General features: G+C 51.2%; 21 protein-coding genes and 2 pseudogenes. 7 read left to right on the forward strand and 16 right to left on the reverse strand.

Annotated elements, in window-relative coordinates:
- Positions 1 to 23: 23 nt before the first annotated feature.
- The 4 genes and pseudogenes from GD630_RS17920 to GD630_RS17935 all read right to left on the reverse strand — a co-directional run bounded on the left by GD630_RS17920 (position 24) and on the right by GD630_RS17935 (position 3,139).
- Positions 24 to 413, reverse strand: a complete 390-nt coding sequence (locus tag GD630_RS17920; RefSeq protein ID WP_007562505.1) for a hypothetical protein — start codon at positions 411 to 413, stop codon at positions 24 to 26.
- Between the two features lie 15 nt (positions 414 to 428).
- The gene (locus tag GD630_RS17925) at positions 429 to 893 is read right to left on the reverse strand and encodes an N-acetylmuramoyl-L-alanine amidase (RefSeq protein WP_007562507.1); all 465 of its coding nucleotides are present in this window, start codon (positions 891 to 893) and stop codon (positions 429 to 431) included.
- Between the two features lie 6 nt (positions 894 to 899).
- Positions 900 to 2,091 (reverse strand): annotated as a pseudogene (locus GD630_RS17930) (BACON domain-containing protein).
- 7 nt (positions 2,092 to 2,098) lie between these two features.
- Positions 2,099 to 3,139 carry a head maturation protease, ClpP-related gene (locus GD630_RS17935; protein ID WP_022199168.1) on the reverse strand — a complete coding sequence of 347 codons (1,041 nt, stop codon included), beginning with the start codon at positions 3,137 to 3,139 and terminating at the stop codon, positions 2,099 to 2,101.
- A gap of 203 nt (positions 3,140 to 3,342) precedes the next feature.
- Here GD630_RS17935 and GD630_RS17940 point away from each other — a divergent pair, with 203 nt between their 5' ends.
- The 5 genes and pseudogenes from GD630_RS17940 (at position 3,343) to GD630_RS17960 (ending at position 8,684) form a co-directional block, all read left to right on the forward strand.
- Positions 3,343 to 3,786 carry a helix-turn-helix domain-containing protein gene (locus GD630_RS17940; protein ID WP_117833822.1) on the forward strand — a complete coding sequence of 148 codons (444 nt, stop codon included), beginning with the start codon at positions 3,343 to 3,345 and terminating at the stop codon, positions 3,784 to 3,786.
- Between the two features lie 11 nt (positions 3,787 to 3,797).
- Positions 3,798 to 5,328, forward strand: a pseudogene (locus GD630_RS17945) (hypothetical protein).
- A gap of 21 nt (positions 5,329 to 5,349) precedes the next feature.
- Positions 5,350 to 5,775: a phage protein Gp36 family protein gene (locus GD630_RS17950; RefSeq protein ID WP_007562516.1), complete on the forward strand. Its 426-nt coding sequence runs from the start codon at positions 5,350 to 5,352 to the stop codon at positions 5,773 to 5,775.
- Between the two features lie 12 nt (positions 5,776 to 5,787).
- Positions 5,788 to 7,140 (forward strand): phage portal protein family protein, encoded by a 1,353-nt coding sequence (locus GD630_RS17955; RefSeq protein ID WP_143865088.1) that lies wholly within the window; start codon positions 5,788 to 5,790, stop codon positions 7,138 to 7,140.
- A gap of 38 nt (positions 7,141 to 7,178) precedes the next feature.
- On the forward strand, positions 7,179 to 8,684 hold the full coding sequence (locus GD630_RS17960; RefSeq protein ID WP_007562518.1) for a toxin glutamine deamidase domain-containing protein: 1,506 nt from the start codon (positions 7,179 to 7,181) through the stop codon (positions 8,682 to 8,684).
- On the opposite strand, the gene GD630_RS17965 is transcribed toward GD630_RS17960, so the two are convergent.
- A complete protein-coding gene (locus GD630_RS17965) occupies positions 8,646 to 8,894 on the reverse strand; it encodes a hypothetical protein (RefSeq protein ID WP_007562519.1) in 249 nt (82 codons plus the stop codon). The genes GD630_RS17960 and GD630_RS17965 overlap by 39 nt on opposite strands.
- A gap of 68 nt (positions 8,895 to 8,962) precedes the next feature.
- Here GD630_RS17965 and GD630_RS17970 point away from each other — a divergent pair, with 68 nt between their 5' ends.
- Positions 8,963 to 9,586: a hypothetical protein gene (locus GD630_RS17970; RefSeq protein ID WP_182505654.1), complete on the forward strand. Its 624-nt coding sequence runs from the start codon at positions 8,963 to 8,965 to the stop codon at positions 9,584 to 9,586.
- Between the two features lie 4 nt (positions 9,587 to 9,590).
- Positions 9,591 to 10,052, forward strand: coding sequence for a hypothetical protein (locus GD630_RS17975; protein WP_007562523.1), 462 nt, complete (start codon positions 9,591 to 9,593; stop codon positions 10,050 to 10,052).
- Here the strand turns inward: GD630_RS17975 and GD630_RS17980 are convergent.
- The 11 genes from GD630_RS17980 to GD630_RS18030 all read right to left on the reverse strand — a co-directional run bounded on the left by GD630_RS17980 (position 10,035) and on the right by GD630_RS18030 (position 14,586).
- Positions 10,035 to 10,304: a hypothetical protein gene (locus tag GD630_RS17980; RefSeq protein WP_007562525.1), complete on the reverse strand. Its 270-nt coding sequence runs from the start codon at positions 10,302 to 10,304 to the stop codon at positions 10,035 to 10,037. The genes GD630_RS17975 and GD630_RS17980 overlap by 18 nt on opposite strands.
- A gap of 110 nt (positions 10,305 to 10,414) precedes the next feature.
- Positions 10,415 to 11,077, reverse strand: a complete 663-nt coding sequence (locus GD630_RS17985) for a DUF3164 family protein (RefSeq protein WP_007751532.1) — start codon at positions 11,075 to 11,077, stop codon at positions 10,415 to 10,417.
- An 18-nt stretch (positions 11,078 to 11,095) separates the two neighbouring features.
- On the reverse strand, positions 11,096 to 11,293 hold the full coding sequence (locus GD630_RS17990) for a hypothetical protein (protein WP_007562529.1): 198 nt from the start codon (positions 11,291 to 11,293) through the stop codon (positions 11,096 to 11,098).
- Entirely contained in the window at positions 11,280 to 11,465 is a 186-nt protein-coding gene (locus GD630_RS17995) for a hypothetical protein (RefSeq protein WP_007562531.1), read from the reverse strand. The genes GD630_RS17990 and GD630_RS17995 overlap by 14 nt, the downstream gene beginning before the upstream one ends.
- Before the next feature lie 6 nt (positions 11,466 to 11,471).
- The gene (locus GD630_RS18000) at positions 11,472 to 11,894 is read right to left on the reverse strand and encodes a hypothetical protein (protein WP_007562532.1); all 423 of its coding nucleotides are present in this window, start codon (positions 11,892 to 11,894) and stop codon (positions 11,472 to 11,474) included.
- A gap of 1 nt (position 11,895) precedes the next feature.
- Positions 11,896 to 12,129, reverse strand: coding sequence for a hypothetical protein (locus tag GD630_RS18005; protein WP_007562534.1), 234 nt, complete (start codon positions 12,127 to 12,129; stop codon positions 11,896 to 11,898).
- Positions 12,130 to 12,147: 18 nt separating this feature from the next.
- Positions 12,148 to 12,618 carry a DUF4406 domain-containing protein gene (locus tag GD630_RS21610; RefSeq protein WP_007562536.1) on the reverse strand — a complete coding sequence of 157 codons (471 nt, stop codon included), beginning with the start codon at positions 12,616 to 12,618 and terminating at the stop codon, positions 12,148 to 12,150.
- Positions 12,618 to 12,839: a hypothetical protein gene (locus GD630_RS18015; RefSeq protein WP_007751522.1), complete on the reverse strand. Its 222-nt coding sequence runs from the start codon at positions 12,837 to 12,839 to the stop codon at positions 12,618 to 12,620. Before GD630_RS18015 ends, GD630_RS21610 begins: the two co-directional genes overlap by 1 nt.
- Positions 12,820 to 13,482, reverse strand: a complete 663-nt coding sequence (locus GD630_RS18020; RefSeq protein WP_143865086.1) for an AAA family ATPase — start codon at positions 13,480 to 13,482, stop codon at positions 12,820 to 12,822. The genes GD630_RS18015 and GD630_RS18020 overlap by 20 nt, the downstream gene beginning before the upstream one ends.
- The gene (locus tag GD630_RS18025; RefSeq protein ID WP_007751518.1) at positions 13,451 to 13,708 is read right to left on the reverse strand and encodes a hypothetical protein; all 258 of its coding nucleotides are present in this window, start codon (positions 13,706 to 13,708) and stop codon (positions 13,451 to 13,453) included. The genes GD630_RS18020 and GD630_RS18025 overlap by 32 nt, the downstream gene beginning before the upstream one ends.
- The gene (locus GD630_RS18030; protein WP_143865085.1) at positions 13,705 to 14,586 is read right to left on the reverse strand and encodes an AAA family ATPase; all 882 of its coding nucleotides are present in this window, start codon (positions 14,584 to 14,586) and stop codon (positions 13,705 to 13,707) included. Before GD630_RS18030 ends, GD630_RS18025 begins: the two co-directional genes overlap by 4 nt.
- Positions 14,587 to 14,601: the final 15 nt, after the last annotated feature.

Here is a 14,601-nt window from a genome sequence, read left to right on the forward strand (position 1 = left end):
CCGTTTTTTAGTCAGTCAACCTTTTATTCTGCTTCCTCGCGTTTCTTTCGGAATAGTCCGATAACCCATTGCACCAGTCCCGTGTCGGCTACCCCATTGGCTACAAGTGAGGCACCAAAACCATAGAGCAAGGCAATGTCCCAGCTCACATCACTCACAAATCCGGCATCAAGCCACCACAGTAGCATCGCGCACACCAAGCCCACACACCAGCTCACCAGCTGCGTCACCCAGCCTTTCATGTTGGGGAACAAACCTTTCAACCCTTCAGTAAGCACCACCACACCGCCGACGAAACCGGCAAAGGTGCCAATCATTGCGTCATAGTCCGTTGCCGGAACATCGGCCCCTTGGGCCATCACAGCCGATACTGTTCCCAGCATCAGCATCATAAACAGCATAATTCGTTTCATTGATTGCTTCTTTTATTATTGGTTAATACCTATTTCTTTCAGCCATTTCTGTACATCGAAACTGGGGCAGGCTTTGGCCGCCAGCTCGTTGTGTCCCACAATGCGCACATCCGGGAATCTGCGATGGAAGTCCTTCACATACTTCTCCAGTGCCTTTTTCTGGCAGCCGGTGCGGGTGTCCTTCGGGGTCTTGCCGTCCTTGGCCACACCGCCGGCATACACAATGTGGCGGCTCACGCTGTTGTACCCCTTGGCTCCGTTGGTCACTTCCCAGGGATCCACCTGCGCATCCTCGTTGTTGTTCACCAAGCGTTCCACACCGCCCTGCAGGTGGAACAGGTCGGTGTAGCCCACCTGTTTCCAACCTCTGCCACCCTGGCTTACGGGCGAAGTGTGCCACTTCCGGATGTCCGCCGATGATACCTCACGCCCCTCCGGGGTTGCCGTACAGTGAATTACCAGATACTTCAATTTTGCCATACCATCTTATTCTTTCTGGTTTTGGGTAATGGTAATCTTGGCCGTCTTGCTGCGGTCGGCATTGAGCGTAAGGGTCAGTGTACCGGTTTTCTGACTGCCACTGTTTGCACCGGCCGAAATCTTCACGCCTTTATCCGTCGCTTCCACCTTGAAGCCGGCAGGGGCACTGCCTATCTCATATTCTCCGCTGGCGGTCACGGTCACTTCTTCACTGCCACCGGTTGCCTCAAGGGTCACACTGGCAGGGTCAACTGAAATCTTCTTCTCGCTCGCCTTGAACACGGGGTTGCTTCGCTTGTCCAGCACCACCACTTCTTCACCGAAGGCAATGTTCGTGTCAGCCTTCATCAGCATCTTGAAGAAGTACAGTTCGCTCGCGTTCGAGATCTTGTCAATCTGAATCACGTCTTCATCGTCCTGCAGGTTCACAGCCGCAAACAGGTTGCCGCCGGGGCGAACAGAGGGTGCACACAATCAGATCGGGCCAGGCCGCAAGCGTCTCAATGGTAATGCCCTTGTAGCGACGGGCATTCACATCGGTTTCGCTCGTGTTCTTGGACTCGCGCTGGGTCAGCTCGTCATCATACTTGTCAAAGTCGTTCACGCTCATCAGAATGCGGAGGTCCGGGTTGTTGCGGATGGCCACGGGAATCTTCGCACGCATGGCTTTCAGTCTGCCCAGCATGGTCGATTCTGCGCTGTCCACCACAATCACCTCAGTATCCTTGGCCATCTGGGTCAGGATGCCGTTAAACAAGTGGTCGTCATCATCCCCATATTCACCGTTCACATAGTGGTCACCCAGTTCAAACTGTACCCGCTTGGCCAACTCGGCAAGCAGGGCGTTCTGCGCTTCGGGCGGAAGTTCCGAGAATACCAGGTTGCCCTTCGGCTGCCATTTGCGCCAGATGTTCTCGAACGTGCGGGGGTTAAACACCGTAAAGGCCATGAAGTCCACCGGGTCAAGACTCTTTTCGTCGTAGTTGAAGTTGCCCTTCGAATCCTCCACGCCGGGGTTCTCCTTGCGCTTCTGGAGCATCTTGCCGGTCTTCAGGCGCGGCAGGCTGATTTTCTTCTCCACACCGGGAATCACCATGATCAGCCCCTTTTCCACAATCTCATTGCTCGTAGCGGCAAGCGTCAGCAACTGTTCCAGTACCTCGCCGCTGTAATTCGTGTTTCTTACAATTATTGCCATAGTTCAATCACTTTTTACGTTTGTCCTTAATTTCTCGCATACGCCTGTTCCAGGGGCTTTCTTCACCATTCGGTTCCAGATGCAGGTCTTCCATCACACGGCGCTTTACCGGCAGTTGGGCCAGGGCCTTTTCGCCGTTCTCGCGGTCATTGGCCAAAAGGTTTTCGTAGATGGGGCGGGTAGTCGCATCAATGCGACCGTCCTGCTCGGCTGCGTCAAGCAGCTGCTTGCGGGCGGCAAGGTCTTCGGCTTCAGCCTTGTCTTCGTAGGTCTTCACCTTGGCCTTCAGGTCGGTGTTCTCTTTCGTAAGGATAGGTACCTTGCCTGCCTCTTCCTCCAGTTGGTCCATCAGGCGGAACACATCCGCATCACTCGCGCAGTCCTTGAAGCGCGGGCGTTTCTTTACGTCTTCCAGATTCATGTCTTCTCTGTTTTTTTGTGGCTCAACGAGCCGGTTATTGAATAAAGTATATATCTGCGCCGGTGTACTGTCTGCCGGCACGGGGTCTGCATCATAGATGTCGTCTATGAAACCAAGGTCCAGGGCTTCCTTGGCGGTCAGCCAATGGTCCTCGCCGTCAAAATAGGTCTGTTTCACTTCTTCCTTGCTCATGCCCAGCCGCTCGGCATAGATTTCACTCAAGCTGCCTTCCAGGCTTTCTATCTCTTCCATGCAACGCTGCAGGTCCTGCTTGTTGCCGTAACACCCGCCGCTCACACTGTGCAGCATCAGACGGGCATATTTGCTCATTTCTACGGGCTTGCCGCAAAGGGCTATCACACTGGCCATGCTGGCGGCTATGCCATCCACATAAATGCGGATGTCGGCCTGGCTATGGCGCAGGGCGTTGAATATCGCAATGCCGCTGTACACTTCCCCGCCGTTGCTGTTGATACGCACATGGATGCGTCGGCTCACGCGTTCGGCTTCCATCAGTTCCTGGGCTATGCGCCCGCTTTGCACCTCCGTATAGTCTCCGATGTCCCCGTACAGGAATATCGTACTGGTGCCGTCGTCACTCGTTGTAATATTGAAAAATCTGCTCATCGTCATGTCTTTACCAGCGGTTTCCCCGCCTTTCGATGGTGCGAAAATAGAACATTCCCATGGCACCAAGAAACCGCGTCCGCATCATAACGTTTTCTGGCGTTATCATAACGCTGTAACCCGTCATCATGCGTACGCGCTTTTACAAACCCCGCTTTTTCATGCAATTTTGTAACGTGATTTACAACTAAAAAGGACGATTTATGGCAGATTTGACGAATGCCCAGAAAAAGGAATGGGCAAAAACTTTGTACCTCAAGGAAAACCTCACACAGCAGGAAATCGCCGACCGGGTGGGCGTGTCACGGGTGTCCGTGTCCAACTGGGTACGGGCCGGGAAGTGGGAGGAACAGAAGGTGGGGCTTACGCTCACAAGGCAGGAACAGGTGGCTAACCTCTACCGGCAGGTGGCCGAAATAAACAAGGCCATCGCCGAACGGCCCGAAGGGGAACGGTTCCCCTCATCCAAGGAGGCTGACATCCTCGGGAAACTGTCGGCGACCATACGCAACATGGAGCAGGAAGTGGGCATTGCCGACATCATCAGTGTCCTCACCGGGCTCATCGACTGGGTACGGGCGGCCGACCTCGAAAAGGCAAAGGAAATTACACGCCTGGCCGATGCGTACATTAAAGACAAATTATAAAGGGATAGACAATGAAACAGACTGACAGACTCGCTCTCCTCGATTGGGAGAAGTACAAAGAAGACATCGCAAGGGCTACACCGGTCGATAGGAACATGACGGCAGCCGAACGGGAAAAACACCGGGAATATCTTGAGAAACATCCCATAGAATGGATCAAGTTCTTTTTTCCGAATTATGTCAAATATGAATTTGCCGACTTCCAGAAAAAGGCTATCCGGCGGATCATTGCACACGATGAATGGTTTGAGGTGCTTTCTTGGAGCCGTGAGCTGGCCAAATCCACCGTCACCATGTTCATCGTCATGAATCTCACGCTTACCGGACGCAAAAAGAATGTGATTCTGACCTCCAACAGCAAGGACAATGCGGTGCGCCTGCTCGATCCCTACCGGGCCAATCTCGAAGCCAACGGACGCATCATGGCATACTACGGCAAACAGGAACTGCCGGGCTCATGGACCGAGGATGAATTCACCACCAAAGGGAAGGTCTCTTTCCGCGCACTGGGTGCCGGACAATCTCCGCGTGGTTCGCGAAACGAGGCCATACGTCCCGACGTACTGCTGGTCGATGACTTTGATACGGACGAGGATACCAAGAACCCGGACATCATCCAGAAGCGCTGGGACTGGTGGGAAAATGCGCTGTATCCCACAAGGTCCATTTCCGAACCTACACTGGTCATCTTCTGCGGAAACATCATCGCCAAGGACTGCTGCGTGGTGAGGGCGGGCGAAATGGCCGACTCCTGGGACATCGTGAACATCCGCGACAAAAACGGTTTTTCCACATGGCCGGAAAAGAACTCGGAAGAGGACATCGACCGCACACTGTCCAAAATATCCAAAAAGGCGGCACAGGGAGAATATTTCAACAACCCGATTTCCGTGGGAGAGGTATTCGAAAACATTGCATACGGCAAGGTTCCGGCACTCTCCAAATTCAAGTTCCTCGTGGTGTATGGCGACCCCACCGGGCGAAAGCAAGGGTAAGAAAGGCAAATCCTTCAAGACGGTTTCGCTCTGTGGCAAATTGGGTGGCAGGCTTTACGTCATCAAGACTTTCCTGGCACAGGCGCTCAATGCGGAGTTCATTGACTGGTATGTCCGGATGCTTGAATTTGTCGGGGGCAAGACCAATGTCTATTGCTACATGGAGAACAACAAGCTGCAGGACCCTTTCTTCCAACAGGTGTTCAAACCGCTGGTGGCAAAAGTACGCCGCGAACAGAAGATTGCGCTGTTCATCCGGGGCGACGAGGAGAAGAAGACGGACAAGGCTACGCGCATCGAGGCCAACCTTGAACCGCTCAACCGCGAGGGGAACCTCATCCTCAACGAGGCTGAACGGGACAATCCGCACATGAAGGAACTGGAGGATCAATTCAAGTTGTTCACCCTGACCATGCGCTATCCGGCCGACGGACCGGATGCGGTCGAAGGGGCGAACCGTATCATTGACGAACTGATCAGGCGCATTGAACCGCCCGTATTCCGATCACGGAAGGATGTAAGAAAACGGAATAAGAAAAGATTATGACAACTCTAAAACAATAGGACTATGAGCAAATTTGTTGAACTTACCGATTACGATGCGAGCATCCACCGAGACATCCTCGACGCACTGGTTCGCGAAGACGAAACGGTCATTGAGGTTTGCGAGGACAGGGCCATTGCCGAAATGCGGTGTTATCTGGGCAAACGCTACGACTGCAACAAGATTTTTGCAGCCACCGGCGAGAACCGTAACCAGCTCGTGCTGATGATGGTCATCGACATGGCGGTCTATCACATCTTCTGCATCCACAACCCGCAGAAACTTTCCCAGGTACGCAAGGATCGTTACGAACGGGCGGTGGAATGGATGAAGGCGGTGGCCGACGAGGACATTTCAATCGAAGGGGCTCCGCTGCTGCCCGAGGAACAAAGGGCGGGCAGGTCGGATTTCCGCATTCAAAGCAACCGCAAACGAACGAACCACTGGTAAAAAGCAAGCATCATGAAAAAGAAAAACAGAAAAACTGGCAAAGCCGGCATCATCACCGTAGGGGGAAACTTCACGTTGCCGGGACAAAAGAGACCGAATGTGATTGTGCTCACACAGCCCAAACGCTTCGGGCTGGACATTTCCGACTACATGGCAGCCGTAAGGGTGGCCGAGAATGTCGATTTCTCGCGACGTTACAAACTTTATGACCTCTACGAGGACATTCTGATGGATACCCACCTTTCCTGTGTGCTCGAAAAGCGAAAGAATGCCGTGCTGTGCTCCAACATGGAATTCCGGGTGGACGGGAAGCCCGACGATAAAATCAACGAACAGATACAGTCGCCCTGGTTCAACCGGCTGGTGGGTGACATCCTTGATGCGAAATTCTGGGGCTTCTCGCTCTGCCAGTTCTACAAGCTGCAGGAGTGGGTGGATTATGACCTGGTACCACGCAAGCATGTGGATCCGGTCAGGGAACTCATCCTGCGCCACCAGACGGACATTACCGGCCATTCCTGGAATGAATATACCGACCTGCTGTTTGTGGGTTCACCGTCCGATTTGGGGCTGTTGGCCAAGGCTGCACCTTGGGTCATCTACAAACGTAACACTACGGGCGACTGGGCACAGTTCTCCGAGGTATTCGGCATGCCTATCCAGGAATATATCTATGATTCCGACGACGACGAGTCACGCCAGCGGGCCATGGAGGATGCGGCCAATGCCGGAAGTCTGGCGCAGTTCTTCCATGCCAAGGACACGGAACTCAAACTCACGGAAGCCGGAAACAAAACAGGGTCTGCCGATGTCTATGAACGCCTCTGCGAGCGGTGCAACAACGAAATTTCCAAACTGATACTGGGCAATACGCTGACCACCGAATCGTCCGAAAAAGGCACGCAGGCTTTGGGTACGGTTCATAAGAAAGTAGAGGACAAGGTACTGGAGGCCGACCGGAAGTACGTGCTCAACGTGCTGAATTACGACATGACGGACATTCTGCTGCGCATGGGCATCAACACCGAAGGGGGTACGTTCTGTTTCCCCGAACCGAAGGAAACGGATGCCGGTACCAAAATATCCATCCTCACGCAGCTGAAGAAGAACTTCAACATCCCCATCGACGACGACTATCTCTATGAGGAATTCGGTATCGACAAACCGGCCAATTACGAGCAGCTGAAGGCGGAACAAAAGACGGCTGAACAAGCCGACCAGATTCCAAGCCCGAAGAAGGAGCCGGAGCCAGCGAATAAGGGACGGGATGATGAACCGACACCGAAACAGAAAAGAAACTTCCGGAACTGGCTCAAAGGTTTTTTCGTGAAAGCCCCGGCAGACGGGGCAGCTTTAGACTGGTAGTCGACAGACTGTATGCGGCTGATAATGGCAGCATCTCCATGGAGTTTGACTTCTCCGAAGAGGTGCTGCGGCGTGCCTTGCTGAACATATACAGCAGGGACTTTCATCCGGCAACCGAAATCGAAATCAACCTGTTCAATGAAATATGGGCAAAGATGGACAAGGCGGCAAAGGAAGGGTTCAGCAAATCCAAGGCCATTACTCCGGACGAGGATTTCAGAAATGCCATACTCCGGAACAATGCCGTATTCTCGGCATTCAAGGTACATCGTATGCAGAATGACATGGCACGACTTTTATTGGATTCAAACGGCATTTTAAAACCGTTCGACAAATGGGTACAGGAAGTCTTGCCCATTGCTTCCCATCAGGTTCGTCACTGGCTGCGGACGGAGTATGATACGGCGGTCATCCGGGCGCATCAGGCGGCTGACTGGCAACAGTTCCTGCGCGAACGCGATATTCTGCCCAACCTCAAATGGCTACCGTCCACCTCCATTCATCCGGGGGCTGACCACCGCCCGTTCTGGAATACCATCCGGCCGATTGATGACACGTTCTGGAACATCCACCGACCGGGCGACCGGTGGAACTGCAAGTGCGACCTCACTGCCACCGACGAGGAGCCGACACCACTTCCGGACGAAGACGACAAGAACAAGCCCCAGCCCGGACTGGATAACAATCCGGGAACGGACGGCAAACTGTTTTCCGACAATCATCCATATCAGGCAGAAGCCCACAAGGGTGCCCAAAAAGCGGTGGATAAACTTATGGCCCGTATTGACGAGATGATTGCGGAAATGCCGGACTACCTTACCGGGGAGGAAAAAATGGCCATTGCCCGGAACAACCTCGAAATGGAAAAGGCTCTTAAAATCAAAAAAGGAAAACCTATGGATGTGGATAAGGCGGACAAACAGAATGCAAATCCCAAACATGTGGAAGAGTATATTTTGGATTCCAAAGGAATATACCGCGATAAAAGGGGAAACAGATACCGGAAGAACAGCGATTACGATAAAAAACGGGATACTCCATACAGTATCAACTGCCAGACTTGCGCACCGGCATACGCTTTACGATTACGTGGATGGGATATTACCGCCAAAGGCAATGTCGCAGGGTCTAAACTTGAATATCTGAGTAATGGACGTGCTTTTGAAGTCTGGAAAAACACCGACGGTACTCCGGCGCAACATATAAGTATAAACAGCTGGCTTGCGCACAAAGGATACCTGAAAATGACCCCTAAAAGGTACATGGAGTATTTCAATGAGGTATGTAAGGAAGAAGGCGTGTATGAATTGTGCATCGGCTGGAAAAGTGGAGGAGGTCATGCTACAATCCTGCAACGGTTTGCGGATGGTGAACTAAGGTATATCGAACCCCAAAGCGATAATTCTGCCGGTTCAGGAATGGAATGGAAAGACGTAAAATATTTATGTGAAATAGGAGCTGCGACTTCCCACAACTGCAGGGGAGTCCTGAGAATTGACAATAAGCTATTCGATGTCTCCTTCCTCGATATTTTCGATACATGAATCGATAACGTCAAGGGATAACGGACCGGTTATTTCGGTTGCGTCTTTACCGTCATACAGATAGACGAAAGGATAACCGGTACAGGAGTCCCCCGGAAACTTGAACACATAGGCTTCCTGGCCTTCATAAATACCAAGGTATTCGAAGGTGTCACCGTATTGCTCAATAAGTACACGGGCCTCGTTCTTTACTTGTTCCGGTATATTCATAACGCATAAAAGGCATATTGGAAGCCTCGGTTGCAAAGTTATAAATTATTCTTGAATTACTGATGATTATGGACATAAAAGATTTTACGGAAATGATAAAGCGGAAACGTGACAGGCTGGACAGTATGATGCGCCGCAAAATGCCAGTCATGGTAGGACGAATGGCCAAAGACCATTTTCAGGATAACTTCCGGCAGGGTGGATTTGTCAATGGCGGTCTTCACCCTTGGCCCAAAGCCAAACGGCTGTCCTCGGGAGGTTTCGATGCCGCCAGCAATTATGGAACGCTGCTCTCCGGCAGGAAACATCTGTTCAAATCGGTCGGATATACACCTGCAGACTACCGGGTAAGGGTATTCAACGAGGTGGTCTATGCACCCATCAACAACTGGGGCGGGGAAATCGATGTCACCGTCACAGACCGCATGAGGCGCTTTGCATGGGCCAAGTTCTACAAGGCTTCGGGAAAAAGAAAAAAAACCGGCACAGGGCAAAAGAAACGCGTCAAACGACGTTCCAAGCCGAAGGAACTGAATCCGCAGGCACAGTTCTGGAGGAACATGGCGCTTACCCAAAAAAAGAAACTGCACATCCGCATCCCGCAGCGCCAGTTCATGGGCGAAAGCGAAGAATTGAACCGGCGTATCCGGGAAAAGGTGGACCAGGAAATTACCAACATTTTAAACCAATAACGATATGGACGAAATTTTTATCGCAATCATGGAACAGATTGCACAGGAAATGCCGGAACTCTCTCTCATCGACGAGGACTACGGACAATTGGAAATGGGAGCAGAAGAAGACCAGTACCCGGTCACTTTCCCTTGTGTATTAATCGGAAATACAAACTCCGACTGGCACGACCTCGGATACGGGGCACAGAAAAGCGAATCCGCACTGACCGTCCGGCTGGCCATCGATTGTTACGACGATACAAGCTACGCATCCGGCACGTATGACAAGGTGAGGGAAAGGCAGCAGCTGGCCAAGAAATTATACAAGTCGCTGCAGTGTCTGCAATGCACGGACAACGCTTCGCCGCTGGTACGCGAGAAAAGCCGTTCGTATGCCATGCCGCATTACATCAAGGTCTATGAAATGACGTTCTCATTCACACTGCACGATGAATCGGCCATGCCGTCATCTTATGGGGAATAGTTCCAGCTGGGCGGCAGTCAGACGGGGGGCTTTCACCTTGGGAACAGGCTTCAGATTGTAGTCTGTTCCCTCACGTGATTTCCGGCGGATGATGGTCATGATACGTTCCTCGGATATAAAGAATTCGCGCTCCGACAACACTTTTAAAGCATCGTCGAACCGCAACCGCTGTATTTCTGTCCAATAGTAGTAACGACGGCATAGTGCCTCGTCACGCAGCTTGATCAGTTCTTTATCCCGTCCTTTGCCCATACATTTTATTTCTCTTACAAAAATAACTGATTTCCATCTATTTTAAGAACAAAAGCGCCGCAATTATAACAACTGCGGCGCTTTCTGTTTATAGGGTTAACGGGTTTCGGCTACAAACGGCAGAAACTGGGTTCAATGCGGGTCCATACGCCGTTTTCAGGGTTGCGGCGGCTGAAGTAGTAGTTGGTGGCATTGCGCTGCACTACATTAGCTTCCTTGAACAGGCGCATGATGTCTGCATACTCTTCATCGAACTTATCTTCCAGTTCATACAGCTTTGAAATGCTCTTGTAGTCCAGGTCGCCCATCTTGTTGCGCTCCAGCAGGGTCATGGCCATCTGATACATCGGATCATCAGAACCTTTCTCGCTGTTCTGCATGTAGCGCTTCAAATAGTCAATCAGACGGTCGGCTGCCATGTCGGCTCGTTCATCGAAGCCTTTCACCTTGTTGCTTTTCACTTCCAGACGGAAGTCTCCGTCCGTAATGGTATAGCTGCGCTGTTCGTCGCTTTTCACCTGGCCGTATTCCTTCATCACCTTGGTAAAGGCATCGGCTTCTTTTTCCAGCCATCCGCGGAACCCGGTCACGGCATTCACCATCTCAAGAACGTTGGTCTTTACTTCGTGCATAAACTCACCGCGTAATGCCTCGTAAGTTTCACGACGGGCGATGCGGTCTTCTTTCTCTTCTTGCTGCAGCTGGGCCATGAGGGCTGCTCGCTGTTCTTTACTCAGGGACTTGATGTCCACACTTTGATTGTTCTTTTCCATTTTAAATCATTTTAGTTGTTAATCAGCTATTACTTTGTCATCCTTCAGCAGCAAAGCGAATGTCCTGTCTCTTTCTGCTTTGGTTTCAAACTTCTTGTATGTCTTCCAGCCACCGTTTATGCCGGTACACATCTTTATCCTCGGGCCTGGATAATCATCCTTTCGTATTATACAGAACCCCGCTTTTATCAGCTTGTCTTGGTCATCTATCCTCATAATCATCCTGCTTTTCCGGTTCATCGTCTATCAGCATGGCCTCCCCATTGGCATACGCCCAGTCGGCCAGTTCGTTGAAAAACTCCGCTGCATCCTGGTTCTCCATATCGGATGTCGTAAGGGTCACGTCTTTTCTTATGCGCTCAAGCGCTTCATGTGCTTTTTTATCCATATTGCTCTATTTATCGGTTAAACCTCCTTTTCGTTGGATAGCCCGCAGTTTGATGGCCAGTTGTTCCAGCTCGGCTGTACTAACCTGAACAAAGGGCTTGCCGGCTATCCGGGGGTTGTTGCAGAATTCGTTCACCCGGTTCCAGTCGGTGGTGTCTATACCCAACTGTTGCATCAGCTTCAGGCAGACGCTGCGTTTCCGTCGCAGTTCCTCGCGAAGTTTCTGCCGCCATTCGTCTTGTCCGCTCAGTTTCTCCAGAGCAGTACAACAAACTTCATACTCCTTGGCCGTCATTTCCTTCAGACTGTCTGTCCGGTTCCACGTGTACTGCAGCACGATTTGTTTTTTGAATTCCTCCCGATCGCCCTGATAAGGCAGTTTGTTGAACAATGCATAGAACCGGGCGAAATTGGTTACTTCCTGTGCCATATCATCCTTTCACTTTTTTCTCCACTGAAAGAATTGCCAAACTTATCATCATAAGTTTTACAGACTGGCTGTCCTCTTCAAACAAATCAATATCCGCAACCACAGGCTCACCGCTCATGGTGTTCCATATTTGCTCTACCTCTTTCGTCTTCTTTTGATTCATCAAAAAGAGATACGCGTCATACTCGGAACGGTCAAATTCAAATACGACCTGAACTTTCTGTTTTTCTTCCATACATTCACTATTAAAAGGTTATTCAAACAATACTTTAATGCCACACGAACTGGCTACGTCAAGCTCCAGTTTGGCTCCCTTGCTCAGTTCCCAGTCCTTCAGCATGTAGATATAGTCACAAGCCAGCAACAGGGCAATGTCGGCCCGCATGTGGGCTCTCCAATGAGCTTCATCCGGCAATCCGTTCCTGAAAGGGTTTACAGGATCATAGCCTTGTGCCATCAGTTTCTCCTCGGCACGGCTGAAGGCTTCCTTGCGCTCATTCATATCATAGTGCGCGATGGCTCCGCTGATGTACACTTTCCCGGCACCGGTCGCTTCACCACGTTGAAAAGCCTTGTGTCGTTCCCACCGTTCCGGAACCACCACACTGTAGTTGCACGATTGGCAGCAGCAGCCTTCTTCTTTCACCGGGAACGGATTGTATCCGTAGCCCTCATACTCTTTGCCGCAGATGCAGCACACTTTCTTTTCTTCTTTCTTTTCCATCACTTCAAATCTTTAATGTTTATTTGGCAGGACGGATGCCATACCTGAATATTCCGAGCAAACATCACATCCCTGGTTTCTATCACTACGTGTCCCTTTGTCTTGGCCCTGCGCAGACGGAGGTCGCTTTGTATGTTACGTTCTACCCAATCGTCCACCACGGCCTCCGCTTCCTGTTCTTTCAGGAGTATCTGGTACAGCTTATTCTCCCATTCCATCATTCAAATAATCCTCCATATTATCGTCCTTCAATGTTTTGGCAGCACCTTCTTCCCATATCACGTAGGGCTCACCGGGCCGCTCCATAAAGCGGCTTTTGCACCAGGCTTTGAAACAGCTTACCATGATTTTCACATCGGCATCATATTCCACCTTGCGGGCGCTTCTACCTGCCGGATGAAGCCCCTCGGCATGGCTGATGAAGATAAACAGTTTCTTGGGATGACGTTCCTTGAACTCCTTGTAGGTTTTGTAGTTCAAGCCGCTGTATTGGAAGCTGTCGATAATCACGATTCCGGGACTGCCTCTGCGCCGTAACCGTTCCTCCAATTGCTCCATCGGTTCCTGGTCAAGGATAATCAGCTTCTTTTTCACTTCACCCATCTTGTGCCGTTTCAGGCTCATCTGGAACGACAAACCGGTACTTTCTTCCAAACTGTCATAAATTACGCGTCCGAAGCTACACAGGTACTTGGCCAGCTGCATCACAAAGCTGCTCTTACCGTTTCCGCTGGCTCCCCAAATAATCCACACGCCGCTCTTGGCCGGGTTGCCTATCGAGGTTTGCCAGTCCCCGGAAAACTCGAACCGGGGAATCTTCATGTTCAGCACCTCACCGGGACTGTAGGCTCTCTTCAGTTTCACGGTTACCTCCTTTCAATTCTTCAATAAGAGCATCAGCATAGTCCACAGCAAGTCTGGCAACTTGTTTTATAGACATTATACCTGATGAATTGCTTCTTACTACCGGAAGCATGCTTTTGGCAATTTCATATCTGCGCTGTTCCCAGTCTATCTCATTCGCTTTTCTCATCTCGCGATGGATACCGATAACAGCATCCATCGCTTGCATTTCTATCTTGCTTATCATGCCTGCATCCTCCTTAATTTTTCGATTTCGGTATATACGCGCCGCAAGCCGCCTCCGGTGCTATGAACAATCTTGGCAATGTCGGCACCGTCCGGGGCATTGATTTTTGCGACGATGGCAGCCTGTGCCTTCAGAAACTTTTCGCGTTCCTGCGCATCGTCCGGGGTCACCTTGCTGTAGGAGTCACCGTAGCGGCTCAACATTTCGGTATAGCCCACCTTCTTGCCTTCGATGGCGCGGTTGATCTTCTCCTTTAATCCGTCGGCACCCATCATATACCAGGCACAGCAGCGTTCCGTAGCGTTCCAAAGCGCCTTTAACTCCAGGAAGGCTTCATACTGCAGGTCCCCGGCTTCATCCAGGATAACCAGGGGCGTATCAATCGTGCGCAGGTAGGCCACCAGATCCTCATACACGTCGCTATAGCGTCCGTTGCTGGTCACACCGAATTCCTTGGCAATGTAGCGTATCAGCTTCAGTTTGGTCTTCACCTGGCTGCAGTCCACATATACGGCGTGCTTGTGCTGCTTCACGTAAGCTTTCGCTGTAAAGGTCTTGCCGATATTGGGCATATCGCACAGGATGGCACTCAGCCCGCTTCCCTGGCACACTTCCAGCTGCTTGCTCACAAACACGTAGGTCGGGGTCTGTGCTGCCAGCCAAGGTATTTCTGTACGCAGTTGCACGCCTAATCTTCGGGCTATACCTACCCAGTTGGCATCACTGACCTGCTTTTCATAATTGCCCCGCTTGATGGCATTGTAAACGCTGGGGGCTATGCCCAGTGCCGTGGCATGGCGGTTGTCACTGGGATAATTTTCACGGTCGGTGGCTATCGCTGCCACAATACGTTGCTTTACTTCATTTGTTATTTCCATTTGAATGCTGTTTTA

The sequence above is a fragment of the Bacteroides zhangwenhongii genome, assembly GCF_009193325.2.
Taxonomy (GTDB): domain Bacteria; phylum Bacteroidota; class Bacteroidia; order Bacteroidales; family Bacteroidaceae; genus Bacteroides; species Bacteroides zhangwenhongii.

Bases quoted from the DNA above. Each gene is read 5' to 3' on its own strand.
- GD630_RS17920 (WP_007562505.1), bottom strand. From the start codon at position 413: ATGAAACGAATTATGCTGTTTATGATGCTGATGCTGGGAACAGTATCG.
- GD630_RS17925 (WP_007562507.1), bottom strand. From the start codon at position 893: ATGGCAAAATTGAAGTATCTGGTAATTCACTGTACGGCAACCCCGGAG.
- GD630_RS17935 (WP_022199168.1), bottom strand. From the start codon at position 3,139: ATGAGCAGATTTTTCAATATTACAACGAGTGACGACGGCACCAGTACG.
- GD630_RS17940 (WP_117833822.1), top strand. From the start codon at position 3,343: ATGGCAGATTTGACGAATGCCCAGAAAAAGGAATGGGCAAAAACTTTG.
- GD630_RS17950 (WP_007562516.1), top strand. From the start codon at position 5,350: ATGAGCAAATTTGTTGAACTTACCGATTACGATGCGAGCATCCACCGA.
- GD630_RS17955 (WP_143865088.1), top strand. From the start codon at position 5,788: ATGAAAAAGAAAAACAGAAAAACTGGCAAAGCCGGCATCATCACCGTA.
- GD630_RS17960 (WP_007562518.1), top strand. From the start codon at position 7,179: ATGGAGTTTGACTTCTCCGAAGAGGTGCTGCGGCGTGCCTTGCTGAAC.
- GD630_RS17965 (WP_007562519.1), bottom strand. From the start codon at position 8,894: ATGAATATACCGGAACAAGTAAAGAACGAGGCCCGTGTACTTATTGAG.
- GD630_RS17970 (WP_182505654.1), top strand. From the start codon at position 8,963: ATGGACATAAAAGATTTTACGGAAATGATAAAGCGGAAACGTGACAGG.
- GD630_RS17975 (WP_007562523.1), top strand. From the start codon at position 9,591: ATGGACGAAATTTTTATCGCAATCATGGAACAGATTGCACAGGAAATG.
- GD630_RS17980 (WP_007562525.1), bottom strand. From the start codon at position 10,304: ATGGGCAAAGGACGGGATAAAGAACTGATCAAGCTGCGTGACGAGGCA.
- GD630_RS17985 (WP_007751532.1), bottom strand. From the start codon at position 11,077: ATGGAAAAGAACAATCAAAGTGTGGACATCAAGTCCCTGAGTAAAGAA.
- GD630_RS17990 (WP_007562529.1), bottom strand. From the start codon at position 11,293: ATGAGGATAGATGACCAAGACAAGCTGATAAAAGCGGGGTTCTGTATA.
- GD630_RS17995 (WP_007562531.1), bottom strand. From the start codon at position 11,465: ATGGATAAAAAAGCACATGAAGCGCTTGAGCGCATAAGAAAAGACGTG.
- GD630_RS18000 (WP_007562532.1), bottom strand. From the start codon at position 11,894: ATGGCACAGGAAGTAACCAATTTCGCCCGGTTCTATGCATTGTTCAAC.
- GD630_RS18005 (WP_007562534.1), bottom strand. From the start codon at position 12,129: ATGGAAGAAAAACAGAAAGTTCAGGTCGTATTTGAATTTGACCGTTCC.
- GD630_RS21610 (WP_007562536.1), bottom strand. From the start codon at position 12,618: ATGGAAAAGAAAGAAGAAAAGAAAGTGTGCTGCATCTGCGGCAAAGAG.
- GD630_RS18015 (WP_007751522.1), bottom strand. From the start codon at position 12,839: ATGATGGAATGGGAGAATAAGCTGTACCAGATACTCCTGAAAGAACAG.
- GD630_RS18025 (WP_007751518.1), bottom strand. From the start codon at position 13,708: ATGATAAGCAAGATAGAAATGCAAGCGATGGATGCTGTTATCGGTATC.
- GD630_RS18030 (WP_143865085.1), bottom strand. From the start codon at position 14,586: ATGGAAATAACAAATGAAGTAAAGCAACGTATTGTGGCAGCGATAGCC.